This is a genomic window from Azospirillum sp. A23, from assembly GCF_042938965.1.
Lineage (GTDB): Bacteria > Pseudomonadota > Alphaproteobacteria > Azospirillales > Azospirillaceae > Azospirillum > Azospirillum melinis.
In genome coordinates this window covers 630560-647788 of record NZ_CP170663.1, presented here as the reverse complement: position 1 = coordinate 647788, position 17229 = coordinate 630560, and the positions used below count along the sequence as shown (strand labels likewise).

The window sequence follows — 17229 nt, the reverse complement described above, 5'->3', positions numbered from 1 at the left end:
GCGCAGGCTTTGCGGGAACGCAGGTGGGGGGCGCGGGGTTACCTTCGGGCACCTCAACGAACGGACCCCAGATGACCCTTCAGCAGTTCATGTCCTTCGCGCTGGTGGGCATCGTGGTGGCGATGCTGGTCTGGAACAGGTGGCGGTTCGACGTGGTTGCGGTGCTGGCCCTGCTGGCCGGCGTGTTCCTGGGGCTGATCCCCGCGAAGGACGCCTTTTCCGGCTTTGCCGACGACATCGTCATCATCATCGCCTCCGCCCTGATCGTCAGCGCCGGGATCGCCCGGTCGGGGGTCATCGACGCGCTGGTGCGTCCGGTGGCGGCGAAGCTCAGCACGCCGACGCGGCAGATCGCCTTCCTGTGCGGATCGGTGGCCTTCATGTCGGCGCTGATGAAGAACATCGGCGCGCTCGCCATCTTCCTGCCGATCACCATGCAGTTGGCGCGGCGGCACCGGACGGGTGCGCACCGGGTGCTGATGCCGATGGCCTTCGCCTCGCTGATGGGCGGGCTGATGACGCTGGTCGGCACCTCCCCCAACATCATCGTGTCGCGCGTGCGGACCGAGATCGTCGGCCAGCCATTTTCCATGTTCGACTACCTGCCGGTCGGGCTGGGCATCACGGTCGTCGGGCTGCTGTTCCTGATGGTCGGCTGGCGCCTGCTGCCCCAGGACCGCAGCGGCGCCCGTTCGGCGGAGGAGACCTTCGCGGTCGAGAATTACGCCAGCGAGATGAGGCTGCCGGCCGGGTCCTCCTTCGTCGGGCGCACCGTCCGCGACGTGGAAGCCCTGGCGGAGGGCGAGGCGCAGGTGATCGGCCTGATCCGCGAGCGCTTCCGCCGCTATGTGCCGGACAAGCACTGGACCCTGATGGCCGACGACGTGCTGGTGCTGGAGGGTGACGCTCCCGCCCTTCAGCGCCTCGTCCAGGGCGCATCGCTGGAGCCGCTGGGCATACTGGAGGGGGCGGAAGGCGAAATGCTGGCTGTGGAGGCGGTGGTGACGCCGGACTCGCCGCTGGCCGGCAAATCGGATCGCTATCTGGATCTGCGGCGGCGCTTCGGCGTCAGTCTGCTGGCGGTCAGCCGGACCGGCGAGCGGCTTGCCCGGCGTCTGCACCATGTGACGTTCAAGGAGGGCGATCTGCTGCTGTTGCAGGTGCCGGCGGAGCGCTATCCGGATGCGCTGGCCGACGCCAGCCTGATCCCGCTGGCGGAGCGCAGGCTGCAGCTCGGCCGGCGCCGTCCGGTCTGGGTGCCGGTCGGCATCCTGGTCGTCACGATGCTGGTTCTCGCCTTCCATCTGGCGCCGCTGGCGGTCACCTTCCTGGCGGCGGCGGCGGCGATGATCGTCACCGGCGTGCTGAGCGTCGAGGATGCCTACCACGCGGTGGAATGGCCGATCCTCGTCCTGCTGGCCGCGCTGATCCCGGTCAGCGGCACGCTGGAAAGCACCGGGGCGACGCAGGTGATCTCCACCCTGCTGGCCGACGCCGCGCGCGGCCTGCCGGCGGTGGCCTGCGTGGCGCTGATCATGGCGGCGGCAATGGCGGTGACGCCGTTCCTGAACAACGCCGCGACGGTGCTGGTGATGGCGCCCATTGGCGCGGGCATGGCGCAGCAGCTGGGGCTCAGCCCCGACCCCTTCCTGATGGCGGTTGCGGTCGGTGCCGGCAGCGATTTCCTGACGCCCATCGGCCACCAGTGCAACACGCTGGTGATGGGGCCGGGCGGCTACCGGTTCGGCGATTATCCGCGGCTGGGCGTGCCGCTGTCGCTGATCATCCTGGCGCTCGGCACCTGGCTGATCGTCATGGTCTGGCCGCTTGGTGGTTGAGAGGAGCGGCTGAGAGGGACGGGGAACAACGGGAAGCCGGCCTCCGTTCCCCAAGCCTGATGTTCGGATGGCCTGAACAACGAGGATCACGACCGTGCTGGTTTCCGAGATCATGGCGAAGGCGCTGGAGTTCATTTCACCGGACGCCACCGTGCAGGACGCCGCGACTCTGATGGGGGAACTGGATGTCGGCGCTCTGCCGGTCGGATCGGCCGACGACCTCGTCGGCATCCTGACCGACCGCGACATCCTGTTCCGCGTGGTGGCGGAAGGCGGCGACAACACGCGGGTGCGGGTGCGCGACGTGATGTCGAGCGCGCTGTTCAGCTGCCGCGACACCGACACGCTGGCCACCGCCATGGATATCATGGGCGCCTATCACGTGCGCCGCCTGCCGGTGCTGGACGAGGGCGGGGTGGTCGTCGGATGGCTGACGCTGAGCGATATCTCGCGCCGCATGCTGCTGGACACCGACACCATCCGCGAAGCGCTGAGCGAACTCAGCGCCAGCGGGCAGGATGTGTGAGCGGAGGACGAAAGTCCCCCGCCATTTCCTTTACAGCCGCAGCCCCATCTGCCGGTTGAGGCGGACAACCAGATCGGCGGGCAGGCCCAGGCGCTGGGCGAGATAGCGCAGGTAGGAGCGGTTGATCGCCGCGTTCTTGTCGACCGTCGCCAGGGACACGGCGTAGAAACGCGCGGCCAGCCGCGGGGTGTCGATCCGGCGGACCAGCTCCTCCAGGCATTGCGGTTCGTCCACCAACTGCTCCAGCCGGCTCCGGGCCTCCTCGTCGAGGCTGCTGGTGCCGAGCCTGCTCCGGATCCGGCCACGTTCAATCGCATCCAGTTCACCGTCGGCCTGGGCGGCGGCCGACATGGCGAGGACCAGCAGATGGGTCTCATCCGCGTCGGCGGTCCGGAAGTCGGTGGGCGCACGGTCGAGCAGCTGGTGGCGGTTGCGCAGATGGGCGTCGAGGATCTGCCGGCCCAGCATCGCATGCAGCGCCGGCTCGTGGCCCAGGCGGGACTTCGGCGGAGCGGGATCGGCCCCGAGGGCGGCATCCGGTGCGGCATCCGGAGCGGGTGCCTCAGGCACTCCGGCGAAAAGGCGCTTCAGCAGGCCGAGGGGGGCTTGGGTCATTCCGCGGTTACTCCCCGGCCGTTTGCGGGCGGCGCTGCATGACGGTGTCGATCTGGGTCAGCAGGCGGGAGAAATCGACCGGCTTGGGGTGATAGTCGTCGCAGCCGGCCTGCAAGGTCTTCTCGCGGTCGCCGGACATGGCGTGGGCGGTCAGCGCGATGATCGGGATGCCGGCGGTCTCCTGCCCCGCCTTCAGCTCGCGGGCAGCGGTCCAGCCGTCGATGACGGGCAGGTTCATGTCGAGCAGGATGACGTCGGGCCGCTCGCTGCGCGCCATGTCCACCCCCTGCCGTCCATCGAAGGCGAGAACGACGTCGAACCCGCGCCGTTTCAGCCGGCGCGACAGGAAGTCCCAGATTTCCTCATGATCCTCGACCAGCAGCAGCTTAGCCATCGGTACCTCCTGTTCCGTTCGTCGCGCCGGCGTCCATGCCCCGTTCCTGGGGGCCCCGGTCGGGGGGAGCGGGCCGCAGGCGTGCGATCGCTTCCTTCAACTCCTCGATCACTCCATCCGCTCCGTCCTCTGCCATCGGGATGATGTCCTGCACCCGGCCGCGCAGTTCCTCCGTCTCGTCGCGTCCGATTGGCTGGGCGACGACGACGATGACGGGGATGTCCCGCCAGTCCGGGTTGCGGTCCAGTGCCTTGAGGAAGGCGAAGCCGTCCAGTCCGGCCATGACGGGGTCGAGCAGGATGACCGTCGGCGGGGTGGTGGCGAGACGGCTGAATGCTTCTTCCTCCGTTTCGGCCTCGGCGATCTGCCAGCCGTCGCGGCCCAGTTCGGCGGCCAGGAGGGTGCGGGTCTCGTCCGCTTCCATCATCACCAGCGCTGTGCCCGGCGCCTGCCCGCTGAGGCCGCTCAGCACCCGGTGCAGGCGCTGCCAGTCCACCGGCTTGGTGAAATAGTCGGCGGCACCCAGCGACAGGGCCAGCCCCTTTTCCCGGCGCGACGAGATGATGATGACGGGAATGTCGGCGAGGTCGGGTTCGGCCTTCAGCACCGACAGCACCGACCAGCCGTCGGTCCGCGGCATCATCACGTCCAGCAGGATGGCGCGCGGGCGGATTTGCCGGGCAATCGACAGGCCGGTCTGTCCATCGGCGGCCAGAGCCACGCCGAACCCCTCGCGGTGCAGGAAACGGGCGAGCAGCTCGCGCATCGCCTGTTCGTCGTCGATGATCAGGATCGTCTCGCGGGCGGCCTGGGACGGCGTAACCTCCTCCACGCTCAACGGGTCGGCATCGGCCGTGCCGGCCAGACGGCCGTGCCGCAGGTCGGCGGGAAGGCGGAGCGTGAAGCTGGTGCCCTGGCCCGACGTGGTCTCGACGGATATCTCGCCGCCCAGCATGTCGGCGAAGGCCTTGGTGATCGCCAGCCCGAGCCCGGTCCCGCCGAAGCGCCGGGTGGTGGAGCTGTCGGCCTGCATGAAGCGTTCGAACAGCCGGCGGACCTGTTCCGGCGTCATGCCGATCCCGGTGTCGGTGACGCGGAAGACGACCATGTCGGTGGGCACGGCCTCATCCGCGCCCTGCGGTCCGGGGGCGCCCGCTCCACCGACAGGGTGATGGTGCCGTCCTCGGTGAATTTTGCGGCGTTGCTCAACAGGTTGAACAGGCACTGGCGCACCTTCACCACGTCGGTGTGCATGGTGCCGAGCCCGTCCGCCACCTCCACGGCCAGCCGGTTGCCCTTCTTCGACACCAGCGCCTCGACCGTCGCGGCGACCTCGCGCGTCAGCTCGGCGATGTCGGCGTCCTCGCCGTGCACCTCCATCTTGCCGGCCTCGATCTTCGAGATGTCGAGGACGCCGTTGATCAGGTTCAGCAGGTGGCGGGCGTTCGCCTCGATCTTCTCCAGATCGGGTAGCATGCTGTCGACGCCGAGGTCGGCCAGCTCCTCCTCCAGCATTTCGGTGTAGCCGATGACCGCGCTGAGCGGCGTGCGTAGCTCGTGGCTCATGTTGGCGATGAACAGGCTCTTGGCCCGGTTGGCCTCCTCCGCGGTGAAGCGGGCGGCCTCCAGCTCCTCCTCCACCTGCTTGCGCACGCTGATGTCCTGCATGGCGCCGATCATCCGCAGGGGCTGGCCGATGGGGCTGCGCAGGACGAAGCCGCGGTCGAGGATGCTGGCATAGCTGCCGTCGGCACGGCGGAAGCGGTATTCGTCGTTCCACCGCGTGCCGCCGCCGTCGATCACCGCATGGATGCCGGTCACAACATGGTCCTGGTCGTCGGGGTGGATGTGGTCCATCCACCAGGAGGCGGAGGTCTCGCCGGTGTCCGCGCCATAGCCGAAGAGGGTGCGCACCGCCTCGTTCCAATGGATGCGGTCGGACGACAGATTCCAGTCCCAGATGGCGTCGTTGGTGGCCTGCGCCGCCAGCCGGTAGCGCTCCTCCGTCTCGCGCAACACCTCTTCGGCGCGGCGGCGGGTGGTGATGTCGGTGTGGACGCCGACCCATTCCTGAACGGCCCCGCCGGCGTCGAGCAGGGGCACGGCGCGCACCAGCATGTCGCGATAGACGCCGTCGTACCGGCGCAGGCGGTGTTCCGTCTTGTAGATTGTCCGCCCCGTACGCGCCGCACGCCAGGCTTCCGAGGTGTGGGGGCGGTCGTCGGGATGGATGGCCTCGACCCAGCCGATGCCCTTCAGATCGTCGAAGGTCTGGCCGGTGAAGCTGCTCCAGCTCGGTTGCGGGGCCTCGAAGCGGCCGGCGCCGGAGGTGTACCAGACGATGGCGGCGGTCGCCTCCACCAGCGAGCGGAAGCGCTCTTCGCTGAGGCGAAGCTGCTCCTCCGCCCGCTTGGCATCGGTGGTGTCCCAGGTCACGCCTATCAGCGTCAGGCTGCGTTCCGGCGTGCTGTCGGTCACCACCCCGCGCGCCACCGCCCAGCGGACCTCGCCGGACGGCAGCAGGATGCGGAATTCGGCGTCATATTCGCCGCGCTCCCGCCGGGCGGATTCGATGATCCCGCCGATCCGCGGCTGGTCGTCGGGATGGACGCGGCCGGTCACGTCGGAGCCGCCGATCGGCTGATCCGCGGTGAAGTCGAAGATCTCGCGCAGCCGGGCGTCGGCCTCGATGCGGTCCTCCTCCAAATTCCACGACCATGCGCCGATCCGCGCGGCGCGCAACGCCAGTTGCAGCCGGCGTTCCGCCTCAATGATCCGGGATTCGGCCTTGCGCTGCTCGGTCACGTCGGTGTTGGTGCCCAGCCAGCGCAGGATGCGCCCATCCGGGCCGCTCACCGGGACAGCGCGCGACAGGAACCAGCGGTACCGGCCATCCCTGCCGCGCAGGGGGAAGGTGTCCTCCCACGGCTCGCCGGTGCGGATGGCGCGGAAGAAGCCGTCGGAGGCCCGCTCGACATGATCGGGGTGGTGGACGCTCCGCCAGTTCCAGCCCTCCGTCTCGCCCGGCCTGGCGCCTGTATAGTCGTACCAGCGGCGGTTGTACCAATAGATTGCTCCGCTGGCATCAGCCATCCAGGTCAGCTGCGGGATCAGGTCGGCGAGGCTGCGGAACTGGGCCTCGTTCTCGCGCAGCAGGGCTTCGGTGCGGCGGCGCTCGGTGGCATCGTTGGCGCGGTCGATGGCGCCGCCCAGCAGGTTGGCGACTCCCTGGAGGAAGGCGGCGTCGGCGGCGTCGAAGCGGCCCTCCCGGCTGCTGTCGACCTCCAGCACGCCGAAGGGCGCGCCCTCGCCGCGGATGATGACGTTGATGGCGCGCGTCACCCCATGTTCGGCCAGCAGATCGGGGCAGCGGAAACGGGACTCGGCGCCGAGGTCGTTGGCGATGACCGGCTCGCCGGTTTTCAGCGCATAGCCGGCGGGGGAGGCGAGTTCGGGGCCGACCGACCGCTTGCCGACCACGCCGGGATGCCAGCCGACACCGGCGCGGACCAGCAGACGCTCGGTGCCATCCGCATCCTTCACCCATTCCAGCGCCTTGCAAAGCTCGGCCTCCAGCGCTTCGGCGCAGAGGGATGTGGCCTGCTGCAACAGGTCGACGACGTCGGTGCTTTTCAGGGCGGCCATGCCGAAGCGGGCCAACAGGTCGTGCTGCCTCTCCCTGCGGGTGAGGCTGGCGGCAAGCTGGCTGCTGGACGGGGTGTCGGTCTGTGGCGCTCGGTCGGGGGGCATGAACCATGGTCGGACGGGGATGGACAGTAATGGAAACAGCCGGCGGCGGCGTTCGTTCACGGCGGCGTGTTGGGTACCGCTCACGACCTGAGCCTTCGTGGTCGGGACAGGCGGTCGATTGCCGTTTCCGTTCGTCCCCGTCCTCTCGGGAGCGCTCGGGTTCGCCCTGCCGGCAAGCTGTACGGACGGGTGGCCTTTCGCCGGTCCCGGACAGGGGCGGCGTGTTGCGGCTTCCGGTCCGTCGTGCGGAGGGCTATTTTCCTTCGACCTGCGGAGCGGCTGCTCCGGTCCCTGGTCAGGCAGCCGTTCCCGCCACTGTACGAACACGAGGCATGGATGTCGAACAGCCTGAAATTCTACATCGACGGCGCCTGGGTGGATCCGGCGAACGGGCCCGCGACCGGGACGGCGGGCGGCGCGACGCTCGACGTGATCGATCCGGCGACGGAGGAGGCCTTCGCCACCATCGCGATGGGCACAGCGGAGGATGTCGACCGGGCGGTCGCCGCGGCCCGCGCCGCCTTCCCGGCCTTCGCCGCCACCTCGCGCGAGGAGCGGCTTGCCCTGATGCGGCGCCTGCTGGAGTGCTACAAGGCGCGCTACGACGCCGTCGCGGACATCCTGTCGCGCGAGATGGGAGCACCGAAGACGCTGGCCCACCGCTCGCAGGCCGCCATGGGAACCGCCCATCTTTCCCGGATGATCGAGACGCTGGAAGGCTTCGCGTTCGAGGAACTGCGCGGATCCACCCTGATCAGCAAGGAGCCGATCGGCGTCGTCGGCATGATCACGCCGTGGAACTGGCCGATCAACCAGATCATGTGCAAGGTGGCGCCGGCGCTGGCCGCCGGCTGCACCATGGTGCTGAAGCCGAGCGAGATCGCCCCGCTCAACGCCATCCTCTTCGCCGAAGCCGTCCATGAGGCCGGCGTGCCGAAGGGCGTCTTCAACCTCGTCAACGGCGACGGCCCGACGGTGGGCGAGGCCATCGCCCGCCATCCGGGCGTCGACATGGTGTCCTTCACCGGATCGACGCGGGCCGGCATCCTCGTCGCCAAGGCGGCGGCCGACACGGTCAAGCGCGTGCATCAGGAACTGGGCGGCAAGTCCGCCAACATCATCCTGGACGATGCCGACCTGAACCGTGCCGTGAAGCTGGGCGTCGAGGGTTGCATGAACAACAGCGGCCAGTCGTGCAACGCGCCGACCCGGATGTTCGTGCCAGCCGCCCTGCACGGCCAAGCAGTGGAGATCGCCAGGACCACGGCCGAGCGGCTGAAGGTCGGTGCGCCGTCCGCCGCCGACACCCGGCTCGGTCCGGTCGTCAGCCAGGTCCAGTACGACAAAATCCAGCGCCTGATCGAGACAGGCATCGCCGAGGGCGCCGACCTCGTCACCGGTGGCCCCGGCCGCCCGGAGGGGCTGAACCGCGGCTATTATGTCCGGCCGACGGTCTTCGCCAACGTTACCGACGACATGACCATCGCGCGCGAGGAGATCTTCGGCCCGGTGCTGGCGATCCTCCCCTACGGCAGCGAGGAAGAGGCGATCCGCCGCGCCAACGACACGCCCTATGGCCTCGCCTCCTACGTGCAGTCGGGCTCGCTGGAGCGTGCCCGCAAGGTGGCGGCGCAGATGCGCAGCGGGAACGTCTACATCAACCACCCGGCCTGGGACGCCGGCGCGCCGTTCGGCGGATACAAGCAGTCCGGGAACGGTCGGGAATATGCCGATTTCGGGCTGGAGGAGTTCCTGGAGATCAAGGGGACCGTCGGCTACGCGCCCTGAAACCACCCGTGATGGAGCCGTGTGCTCCATCCAGTCCCGGTGAGACCGGCCGCCAATGGGTTGGGTGGCCGGCCAGGGTGGCGCTGCGCCTCAGAACGACCGGATCATGGAAACGAGCATCCTTTGTGCGCTCCGGCCTCATCGTCGGCCGGAGGGGCCTCGCATGTAATGGCGTTCGGGCCGGTAGGATGGACGGAACCAGGACGGGAAGCGGGCCCGGACCCATGCACGCAACGCGGCGAGCATGTCGTTCATCTCCTTGTCGTTTTCATGTCGTTCGGTTGCATCACTTCAGGCCCAATGCCGTGCGCACGGCTGTTGCGGCGTCCTTGCCGTCGCGGGTCGACACGCCGGCCAGCCAGGGGCCGAGCAGGTCGGGATGTGCCTTCAGATGGTCGGCCGCAGCGTCCTTGGGCGCCTTCTTATCGTCCGTGATGGCGGCCATGATCTCGTTCTCCATCCCGACGGTGAAGGCGAGCTGGCTGAACAGGCGGTAGACATTCGTGCAGTCGGCGCCGTAGCCGCGCCGGGATAGGGTATTGACCGTCGTGCTGCCATAGTTCGGGCCGAAATAGGCGTCGCCGCCGCTGAGGTAGGTCATGTCTATCCGGGTGTTCATCGGGTGCGGCTGCCAGCCGAGGAAGACCACCCAATCCTTGCTGCGCGTCCGGCGCACCGCCTGCGCCAGCATGGCCTGCTCGCTCGATTCGACCAGGGTCCAGCCCTCCAGCCCGAAATCCTTCTTGTCGAGCATGCGCTGGATGTTCTGGTTCGCCGGCGCCCCCGGTTCGATCCCGTAGATCTTCTTTTCGAACCGGTCGCCGAACCGGGCGAGGTCGGCGAAGCTGTGCACGCCGGCATCGGCCACCGCCTTCGGCACCGCCAGGGTGAATTTGGCGTTTTCAAGGTTCGGGCGCACGATTTCGACGGATTTCTCGGCGATCAGCTTGTCGAGGAAGGTGGATTGGGCCGGCATCCAGTTGCCGAGGAAGACATCGATCTGCGCGGTTTTCAGCCCCTGGAAAATGATCGGCACGGCGACCGTCTCGATCTTCTGCTGGTAGCCCAGCGCGCTCAGCAAAGTGCCCGCCACCGCGTTGGTCGCGGTGATGTCGGTCCAGCCGGGGTCCGCCATCCTCACCGTCTGGCAGCTGGCCGGTTCCGCCGCCGCCACTGAAGAGGACAGCGAGCCGGCCGCCAGCCCGAACACGGCCATCAGGCCGGCCAGCGCCGCACGCCCTGCCGTCAAACCGCCCATTGCAACCCCGGGTCCATGCATGCTGCTTTCCCTCCTGTCGGTTGACGGTCGAGGTCCGACGCGCCGTCGCGCCGTCCTACTGCGCAGAGGCGCCGGGACGCGGGAAGCGCGCCATGGCTTCCAGATCGTCGAGATCCAGATGGTTGCGCATATAGCTGGTGCCTGCATCGGTGAAAGGCTGGAAATCCCAGGAGCGGTGCTGCCCCTGCCGCAGCGCGTCGCCGACCAGAAGGCGCAGCTGCTGGCTGGCGACAACCTCCTCATGAAGACGCCCCAGATTCCAGCGCCGGTCCACCTCGGCGCGGTAGCCTTGCAGGGCATCGGCCGCCGCCGAGCCTGCGGCAGGCTGCTCCGCCCGGTTGGTCAGCTCGTCCGGGTCGTCGGACAGGTCGTAGAGCTGGTCGGGGTCGGCCGGCGAGTGGATGAATTTTTCGCTGCCGCGCCGGATCATCACAATCGGGGCCACGGCGCCTTCGCCCAGATATTCGCCGATCACCTCGTCGTGGCCGCCGCTGCGCTGAAGGTGCGGCAGCAGGCTGCGCCCGTCGATGGGCGTCCGCAGGCCCGGCGCCGCCCCGTCATGGGCGAGGTCGACCAGGGTCGGCAGCAGATCCATCGACGAGACCGAGGCGGCGACCCGCCCGGCCTGGAACCAGCCCGGCGCCCGCACGATCAGCGGGATGCGGCAGGCGGACTCGAAGAAGCTCATCTTGTACCAAAGGCCGCGTTCACCCAGCATGTCGCCATGGTCGGACAGCAGGACGACGATGGTATCCTCGGCCAGCCCGGTTTCCTCCAGCACGGTCATGAGCCGGCCGATCTGGTCGTCCACATAGGCGACGGACCCGTAATAGGCGCGGCGGGCATTGCGGATCTGCCGTTCGCTGAGCGGCATCTCGTCCATGGCGCAGACGTGGCGCAACCGCCGCGAATGCGGGTCCATCTCGTCCGGCGGCAGGGTGACGCGCGGCAGCGGCACCTCCGCGTCGGTGTGGCGGTTCCAGTAGCGCTCGGTGATGGCGTAGGGGTCGTGCGGGTGGGTCAGCGACACCACGAAGCAGAAGGGGCGTTCCCGCCGGCCGCGGGCGATGTCGTACAGCTTGCGCTCCGAGGTGAAGACCACCTCCTCGTCGAAGTCGAGCTGGTTGGTGCGCAGGCAGGGACCGGCATCGCGCACCGAACTCATGTTATGATACCAGCTCGGCCGCACATCGGGCCGGGTCCAGTCCGGCGTCCAGCCGAAATCGGCCGGATAGATGTCGGTGGTCAGCCGTTCCTCGAAGCCGTGCAACTGGTCGGCGCCGCAGAAATGCATCTTGCCGGACAGGATCGTCCGGTAGCCCGACAGCCGCAGATAATGGGCGAAGGTGGGAACGGTCGAGGGAAATTCGGCGGCGTTGTCGTAGGCGCCGATGGCCGAGGGCAGCCGTCCCGATAGGAAGACATAGCGCGAGGGGGCGCAGAGCGGGCTGTTGCAGTAGGCGCTGTCGAACACCACGCCGCTGTCCGCCAGCCGGTCGATGTTCGGCGTCCGCACCGTCGGGTTGCCGTAGGCGCCGAGCGCCTGCGGGATCATCTGGTCGGCCATGAGAATGAGGATGTTGGGACGCCGCGCCATATCCGCCTGCTTCATACCGTCTGTGGACAGATCGTTCGAGGAGGATAGAATTGACGAAGCCGGCAGGGAGCGTGAAGCCCCTGTCTGATCATGCTGGCATGAAGGGTGCTCATGGGAAAGGACCGCCTGCCGCCGCTGCGCACCCTGCTTTTCTTCGAGGCGGCCGGCCGGCTGCTCAGCTTCAGCGCCGCGGCCCGCGAGCTTGCCTGCACACAGTCGGCCGTCAGCCACCAGATCGGCTGGCTGGAGGAGGATCTGGGGACGCCGCTGTTCCGCCGCCTGCACCGCGGGGTGGCGCTGACGCCGGACGGCGTACGGCTCTACGAGGCGACGCGCGATGCGCTCGATGGCATCGGCGATGCGGTGACCCGCATCCGTGACCGGCGCCGGCCGGGCGTGCTGAACGTCGCCACCGATTTCGGCTTCGCCGCCGGCTGGCTGCTGCCGCGTCTCAGCGCGCTGCGCCAGCTTCTGCCCGAGCTGGACGTGCGGATCGTGACGATGCAGACCGCAATCGACCTGCGCCGCGAGGCGACAGACATCGCCATCACCTTCGGGCATGGCCATTGGCCCGGCTGCGAGGCGGAACTGCTGTTCCCGGAACGGGTGCTGCCGGTCTGCAGCCCGGCCTTCCGGGCGAGCCGTGCTCCGCATGCCGCCGAGGGCGCGGGTAACCCGGCCGATCTGTCGCTGCTGCCGCTCCTGCATCTGGAAAGCGTCGGGCCGGCCGCGTGGCTGTCCTGGGGAGACTGGTTTACCCTATACGGGCTGCCGATGCCGGCCGGCGGCCAGGAACTGACCTTCAACAACTATCCGCTGGTCTTGCAGGCCGCCCTGATGGGCCAGGGGGTGGCGCTGGGATGGAGCCCGCTGATCGACGACCTGATGCGGGACGGGCATCTGGTCTCGCTGCTCGACCGGCCGATCCAGACGGAGAGGGGCTATTTCCTCGTCGTTCCCAGCCGGCGTGGGACGGATGAGCGCCACGACCGCTTCCGCCGCTGGGTGGTCGAGGAAAGCCGGCGGGACGGAGCCGCAGCCGGTCTTTGATCGCGGGCATCGCTGCGGATGGTGGCTGTGCTTCCGCTCGTCACAGCAGGCCGCCCTCGCGCAGCCGCCCGTCCAGCTCTTCGTTGTAGCGCTTCAGTGCGTGCTGTTCGGTGAGCAGCCCGATCACCCGCATCCGGTCGCTGCCGTCCACCACCGCCAGCACGTCGCTCTCCGCCGTGGCAAAGCTCTTCATCGCCTCGCGGATGTTGACGTTGGGCAGCAGCATGTCGGTCTTGAGGCGGATGAGATCGGCGAGTTCGACCGTCTCCGCCGTCTCGCGGTGGGCGTCGGACACGAAGACGATCCCGGCATAGCGGTCGGCCTGATCGACGACGATCACCCTCTGCGTCGCCCCCAGCGGGAAGGCGCGGCGGAACTGGGCGAGCGTCTGGTCGTCGCGCACGGTACGGACATCCTTGCGCATCATGCGCCCGACCGTCAGATCGCGGATCCAGCCGACGTCGGCGGCGCTGCGGATCGACTCGCCGCGCAGGTGGAAGCGCCATGTGGCGAAGGAGTAGCCGAACACCCGACGCACGGTGATCGACGACACCACCGCGGCGGCCAGCACCGCGATGGTCAGGGGCAGGCTGCCGGTGACCTCCAGGGCCAAGAAGGCCATGGTCAGCGGCGCGCCGAGCACCGCGGTGGCCATGGCGCACATGCCGACGATGCCGATCACCACCGCCGGGATGGTCAGTCCGACCGCCAGCATCCAGCCGATGGCGACCAGCTTGCCCAGCATCGCCCCCAGGAACAGCGAGGCGAAGAACAGGCCGCCGCGGAAGCCGGACCCGATGGAGATCGCCGAGGCCAGCGCCTTCAGCCCGATCAGCGCCAGCAGGACCGGGGCGGTGTAATAGGCATTGAAGCCGACATGCAGCGCCCCGTGGCCCGACGACAGCACCGCCGGCGTGGCAAGCGCCAGCAGCCCGATGCAGCATCCGCCGACGACCGGGCGGGCCCAGGCCGGAACGCGGCTGCGATTGAAGACCGCCTCCACCAGCGCGACCGTCCGCATCATGGCGATGCCCAGCAGGGCGCACAGCACGCCCATCAGGCAGACCAGCGCGTAGTCGGCCGCCCCGAGACTGCCGGCGAAGCCGACCTGCAAGGACGGCTGCGGCAGGATCAGCCGCATGACGCCGACGCCGGTTATGGCGGCGACACCGACCGGCGCCAGCGTGGAGATCGAGTAGCTGGCGATCACCAGCTCGAAGGCATAGAAGGCGCCGGTCAGCGGCGCGTCGAAGGCTGCCGCGATTGCCGCCGCGGTGCCGCAGCCGACCAGCGTGCGCAGATCGCCGCGCCGGACATGGAAGATGCGGCCGAGCTTCGATGCCACCATCGCGCCGGCCTGGGCATAGCCGGCCTCCATGCCGACCGAGGCGCCGAAGCCGTTGGACAGCATGGTTTGCAGGACCAGCAGCAGGCTGCCGTGGATGGGGATGCGCCCGCCGTGCAGCGCATTCGCCTCCACCGGATCGATGATCGACAGGCGGGGAAGCCGGGCGAGCAGCCAGCCGAGCCCCGCCATCAGGCAGCCCCCGGCGACCGGGACCAGCGCCGCCCGCCACGGATCGACGGCGGCGGCCCCGCTGACGTCATGGCCCTCCACCGCGAACAGGACGTGATGGAGCGACTGCACCGCGGTGACGATGGCGGCGACCAGGCAGGCGGCGACGATGCCGATGCCGGCCGCCAGCACCGCCAGCCAGATCTCGTCGCCGCGCACGAAGGCGCGCAGCCAGGCCGGGGCCCTGATGCCCGGATCCTGCTGTTCCGGACGGGACAGCCTGGCTTTCAGCGATTGGAACATGCGACGGCGCGCCGCCTCCGGCATTGGGGTGCGTGGACGGCCCAGCCGTCAGCCGAGCATCGCCCGGGCATACAGTTCGGCGATGTGCGTGGTGACCGGCCCCGGCTTGCCGTCGCCGATCTGCCGTCCGTCGATCCGCACCACCGGCGTGATGCCGCCCAGCGTACCGGTGACGAAGGCCTCGTCGGCAGCATAGACCTCCGCCAGGGTGAAGTCGTGCTCGCGCACCGTGCGGCCGTCCTTGCGGTAGAGATCGATGGTCTTGGCGCGGGTGATGCCCTTGAAGTTGAAGCGGCCGGTGGAGGTCCAGAGTTCGCCCTTGCGGACGATGAAGAAGTTGGTCGAGTTGCAGCTCGCCACGAAACCGTGGGGATCGAGCATCAGCGCCTCGTCGGCCCCGGCATTGATCGCCTGGATCAGCGCCTGGATGAAGTTGAGCCGGCTGTGCGAGTTGAGGCGCAGGTCGAAAACGTCCGGGCCGCTGCACCGGATGGTCGAAGTGAACAGCGTCAGTCCCTTGGCCTTCGATTCCGGTTTCGGCGCCTTGTATTCGGCGATGATGACGATGGTCGCCTGACCAAGGGCGAAGCGCGGATCCTGGTTGGGCGTCTTCTTGCGGCCGCGGGTGACCATCAGGCGGATGTGGGCGCCGTCGGTCATGCCGTTGCAGTCCAGCGTGGCCTGGATCGCCGCGACCAGTTCCTGGCGCGTCATGCCGATGTCGAGCTGGATGGCGTTGGCGCCCTCGTACAGCCGGTCCATATGGTCGTCCAGCGCCAGGATGCGGCCCTTGACCAGCCGCAGCCCTTCCCACACCCCATCGCCCAGCACGAAGCCGGCGTCGAAGACCGAGATCTTCGCCTCGTCGCGCCGGAAGAACGCGCCGTTCACATAGATCAGCACCTCGTCGTTGCGGCTGTCGTCGACATAACCCTGCGAACTCGTCTGGCTGACCGTGCTGTTGGAAACCATCGTATGTACCCTTTCCCGGCGGCGGTCGGCCTGTCCGGCCGGCGCTGCGCCGCCTGTTTCTCGGATGCCCAGAAGGAAGATCAGAAGGAAAATTCGGTGAAGCGCTCCAGGAAGGCGCGCGTGCGCTCCTGTCTGGGATGCTTCAGCACCTCGTCCGGTGTCCCAACCTCGTGGAAGACGCCGTCGGCGAGGAAGATCACCTTGGTGGCGAAATGATAGGCGAAGCCAAGCTCGTGGGTGACGAGCAGCATGGTCCGCCCTTCCTCCGCCAGTTGCCGGATGACGCGCAGGACCTCGCCTACCAGCTCGGGATCGAGTGAAGAGGTCGGTTCGTCGAACAGCAGGATCTCCGGCTCCATGGCGAGAGCGCGGGCGATGGCCACCCGCTGCTGCTGGCCGCCGGACAGCCGTCCGGGATAGACGTCGGTCTTGCCGCCCAGCCCGACCTTGTCCAACTCGCGCAGGGCCCGCTCGCGCGCCTCCGCCTTCTTCATCCGCTTGACGGTGACCAGCCCTTCCATGGCGTTCTCCAGCACGGTCATGTGCGGGAACAGGTTGAACTGCTGGAACACCATGCCGACGCGCTCGCGGACCCGGCAAAGCTCGCTTTCGGGATAGCGCACCTCGTCGGACTTGCCGGCGGATGCGCGGCCGAGCGGCGTGCCGTCGAGCGCGATCCGGCCGGCGGTCGGCATCTCCATGAAATTGAGGCAGCGCAGGAAGGTGCTCTTCCCCGATCCGCTGCCGCCGATGATGGCGACGCGCTCGCCAGCGGCCACGGAAAAATCGATCCCCTGCAACACATGCAGCGCACCGAACCATTTGTGAAGGCCGGACACCTGGAGGATCGGCGGTGCCGGGACCTGCGAGGCCGGCGGGATCGACACCGGCATTATGGGATTCTGGCATGGACGGAGTCTCCGCTTGCATGACGGTCAGCCCTTGCCGGCCATGCGGCGTTCGAGGGTCATCGACAGGAAGGTGGCCGGATAGATCAGGACGAAATAGACGACCGCCACGGTCGTGAGGATTTCGAAGGGACGGTAGTAGGTCGAGCTCAGCAGCCGGCCCTGATACATCAGCTCATGAACCGACAGCACGGAGGCCAGCGACGACATCTTCGCCACCTCCACCGCGCGGTTGGTGAAGGCCGGCAGCATCAGCTTGAAGACCTGCGGCAGGACGATCCGGCGCAGCACGTCGGCGTGCCGCATGCCCAGCGCCTTCGCCCCTTCCCACTGGCCGCGGGCGATGGACTGGATGCCGCCGCGGAAGATCTCCGCCCCATAGGCCGAGGTGTTCAGCGCCAGCCCGAGCAGCGCCGCCGTGAAGGGCGACAGCTGCACCCCGATCAGGATGGGGAAGGCATAGTAGAACCAGATCAGCTGGATCAGCACCGGGGTGTCGCGGAACAGCTCGATGTAGACGAGGCTGCCGCCGCGCAGCATCCGGCTGCGCGACAGCCGGGCGAGCGCCAGGACGAGCCCGGCGGCCAGCCCGATGGCAAGGCTGGGCAGCCAAAGCTCCAGCGTCACCACGAAGCCGCGCATCAGGATCGGGAAGGTCTCCACCACCAGGGCGAAGTCGAAGGCGTAGTCCAT

Annotated in this window: 14 protein-coding genes; 4 read left to right on the top strand and 10 right to left on the bottom strand. The window is 68.4% G+C overall.

What is annotated here, in order from left to right:
- Nucleotides 1–71: 71 nt before the first annotated feature.
- The gene (locus ABNQ40_RS02710; RefSeq protein ID WP_109050916.1) at nt 72–1838 is read left to right on the top strand and encodes an SLC13 family permease; all 1767 of its coding nucleotides are present in this window, start codon (nt 72–74) and stop codon (nt 1836–1838) included.
- A 94-nt stretch (nt 1839–1932) separates the two neighbouring features.
- Nucleotides 1933–2364, top strand: a complete 432-nt coding sequence (locus ABNQ40_RS02705) for a CBS domain-containing protein (protein WP_244592406.1) — start codon at nt 1933–1935, stop codon at nt 2362–2364.
- A gap of 30 nt (nt 2365–2394) precedes the next feature.
- On the opposite strand, the gene ABNQ40_RS02700 is transcribed toward ABNQ40_RS02705, so the two are convergent.
- From ABNQ40_RS02700 to ABNQ40_RS02685, 4 genes are read right to left on the bottom strand one after another with little or no spacing between them, the layout of a single operon-like run.
- Nucleotides 2395–2979 (bottom strand): DUF533 domain-containing protein, encoded by a 585-nt coding sequence (locus ABNQ40_RS02700; protein WP_109050915.1) that lies wholly within the window; start codon nt 2977–2979, stop codon nt 2395–2397.
- 7 nt (nt 2980–2986) lie between these two features.
- Entirely contained in the window at nt 2987–3373 is a 387-nt protein-coding gene (locus ABNQ40_RS02695) for a response regulator (protein WP_109050914.1), read from the bottom strand.
- Nucleotides 3366–4493 carry a response regulator gene (locus tag ABNQ40_RS02690; RefSeq protein ID WP_391345469.1) on the bottom strand — a complete coding sequence of 376 codons (1128 nt, stop codon included), beginning with the start codon at nt 4491–4493 and terminating at the stop codon, nt 3366–3368. The genes ABNQ40_RS02695 and ABNQ40_RS02690 overlap by 8 nt, the downstream gene beginning before the upstream one ends.
- A complete protein-coding gene (locus tag ABNQ40_RS02685) occupies nt 4442–7123 on the bottom strand; it encodes a PAS domain-containing protein (protein WP_391345467.1) in 2682 nt (893 codons plus the stop codon). The genes ABNQ40_RS02690 and ABNQ40_RS02685 overlap by 52 nt, the downstream gene beginning before the upstream one ends.
- A gap of 336 nt (nt 7124–7459) precedes the next feature.
- On the opposite strand from ABNQ40_RS02685, the gene ABNQ40_RS02680 reads away from it, so the two are divergent.
- Complete coding sequence (locus tag ABNQ40_RS02680; protein WP_109050912.1) at nt 7460–8911, top strand: aldehyde dehydrogenase family protein; 1452 nt, start codon at nt 7460–7462, stop codon at nt 8909–8911.
- Nucleotides 8912–9197: 286 nt separating this feature from the next.
- On the opposite strand, the gene ABNQ40_RS02675 is transcribed toward ABNQ40_RS02680, so the two are convergent.
- Nucleotides 9198–10169 (bottom strand): choline ABC transporter substrate-binding protein, encoded by a 972-nt coding sequence (locus ABNQ40_RS02675; RefSeq protein WP_109050911.1) that lies wholly within the window; start codon nt 10167–10169, stop codon nt 9198–9200.
- 76 nt (nt 10170–10245) lie between these two features.
- Nucleotides 10246–11787, bottom strand: coding sequence for a choline-sulfatase (gene betC / locus ABNQ40_RS02670; protein WP_109491070.1), 1542 nt, complete (start codon nt 11785–11787; stop codon nt 10246–10248).
- Between the two features lie 111 nt (nt 11788–11898).
- Here betC and ABNQ40_RS02665 point away from each other — a divergent pair, with 111 nt between their 5' ends.
- Nucleotides 11899–12837 carry a choline sulfate utilization transcriptional regulator gene (locus tag ABNQ40_RS02665; RefSeq protein ID WP_109050910.1) on the top strand — a complete coding sequence of 313 codons (939 nt, stop codon included), beginning with the start codon at nt 11899–11901 and terminating at the stop codon, nt 12835–12837.
- A 40-nt stretch (nt 12838–12877) separates the two neighbouring features.
- On the opposite strand, the gene ABNQ40_RS02660 is transcribed toward ABNQ40_RS02665, so the two are convergent.
- The 4 genes from ABNQ40_RS02660 to ABNQ40_RS02645 form a co-directional block, all read right to left on the bottom strand.
- Nucleotides 12878–14656 carry a chloride channel protein gene (locus tag ABNQ40_RS02660; protein WP_109050909.1) on the bottom strand — a complete coding sequence of 593 codons (1779 nt, stop codon included), beginning with the start codon at nt 14654–14656 and terminating at the stop codon, nt 12878–12880.
- Between the two features lie 48 nt (nt 14657–14704).
- Nucleotides 14705–15628 (bottom strand): aminotransferase class IV, encoded by a 924-nt coding sequence (locus ABNQ40_RS02655; protein ID WP_109050908.1) that lies wholly within the window; start codon nt 15626–15628, stop codon nt 14705–14707.
- 80 nt (nt 15629–15708) lie between these two features.
- Entirely contained in the window at nt 15709–16521 is an 813-nt protein-coding gene (locus tag ABNQ40_RS02650) for an amino acid ABC transporter ATP-binding protein (RefSeq protein ID WP_109050907.1), read from the bottom strand.
- A 42-nt stretch (nt 16522–16563) separates the two neighbouring features.
- Nucleotides 16564–17229, bottom strand: coding sequence for an amino acid ABC transporter permease (locus ABNQ40_RS02645; RefSeq protein WP_109050906.1), 666 nt, complete (start codon nt 17227–17229; stop codon nt 16564–16566).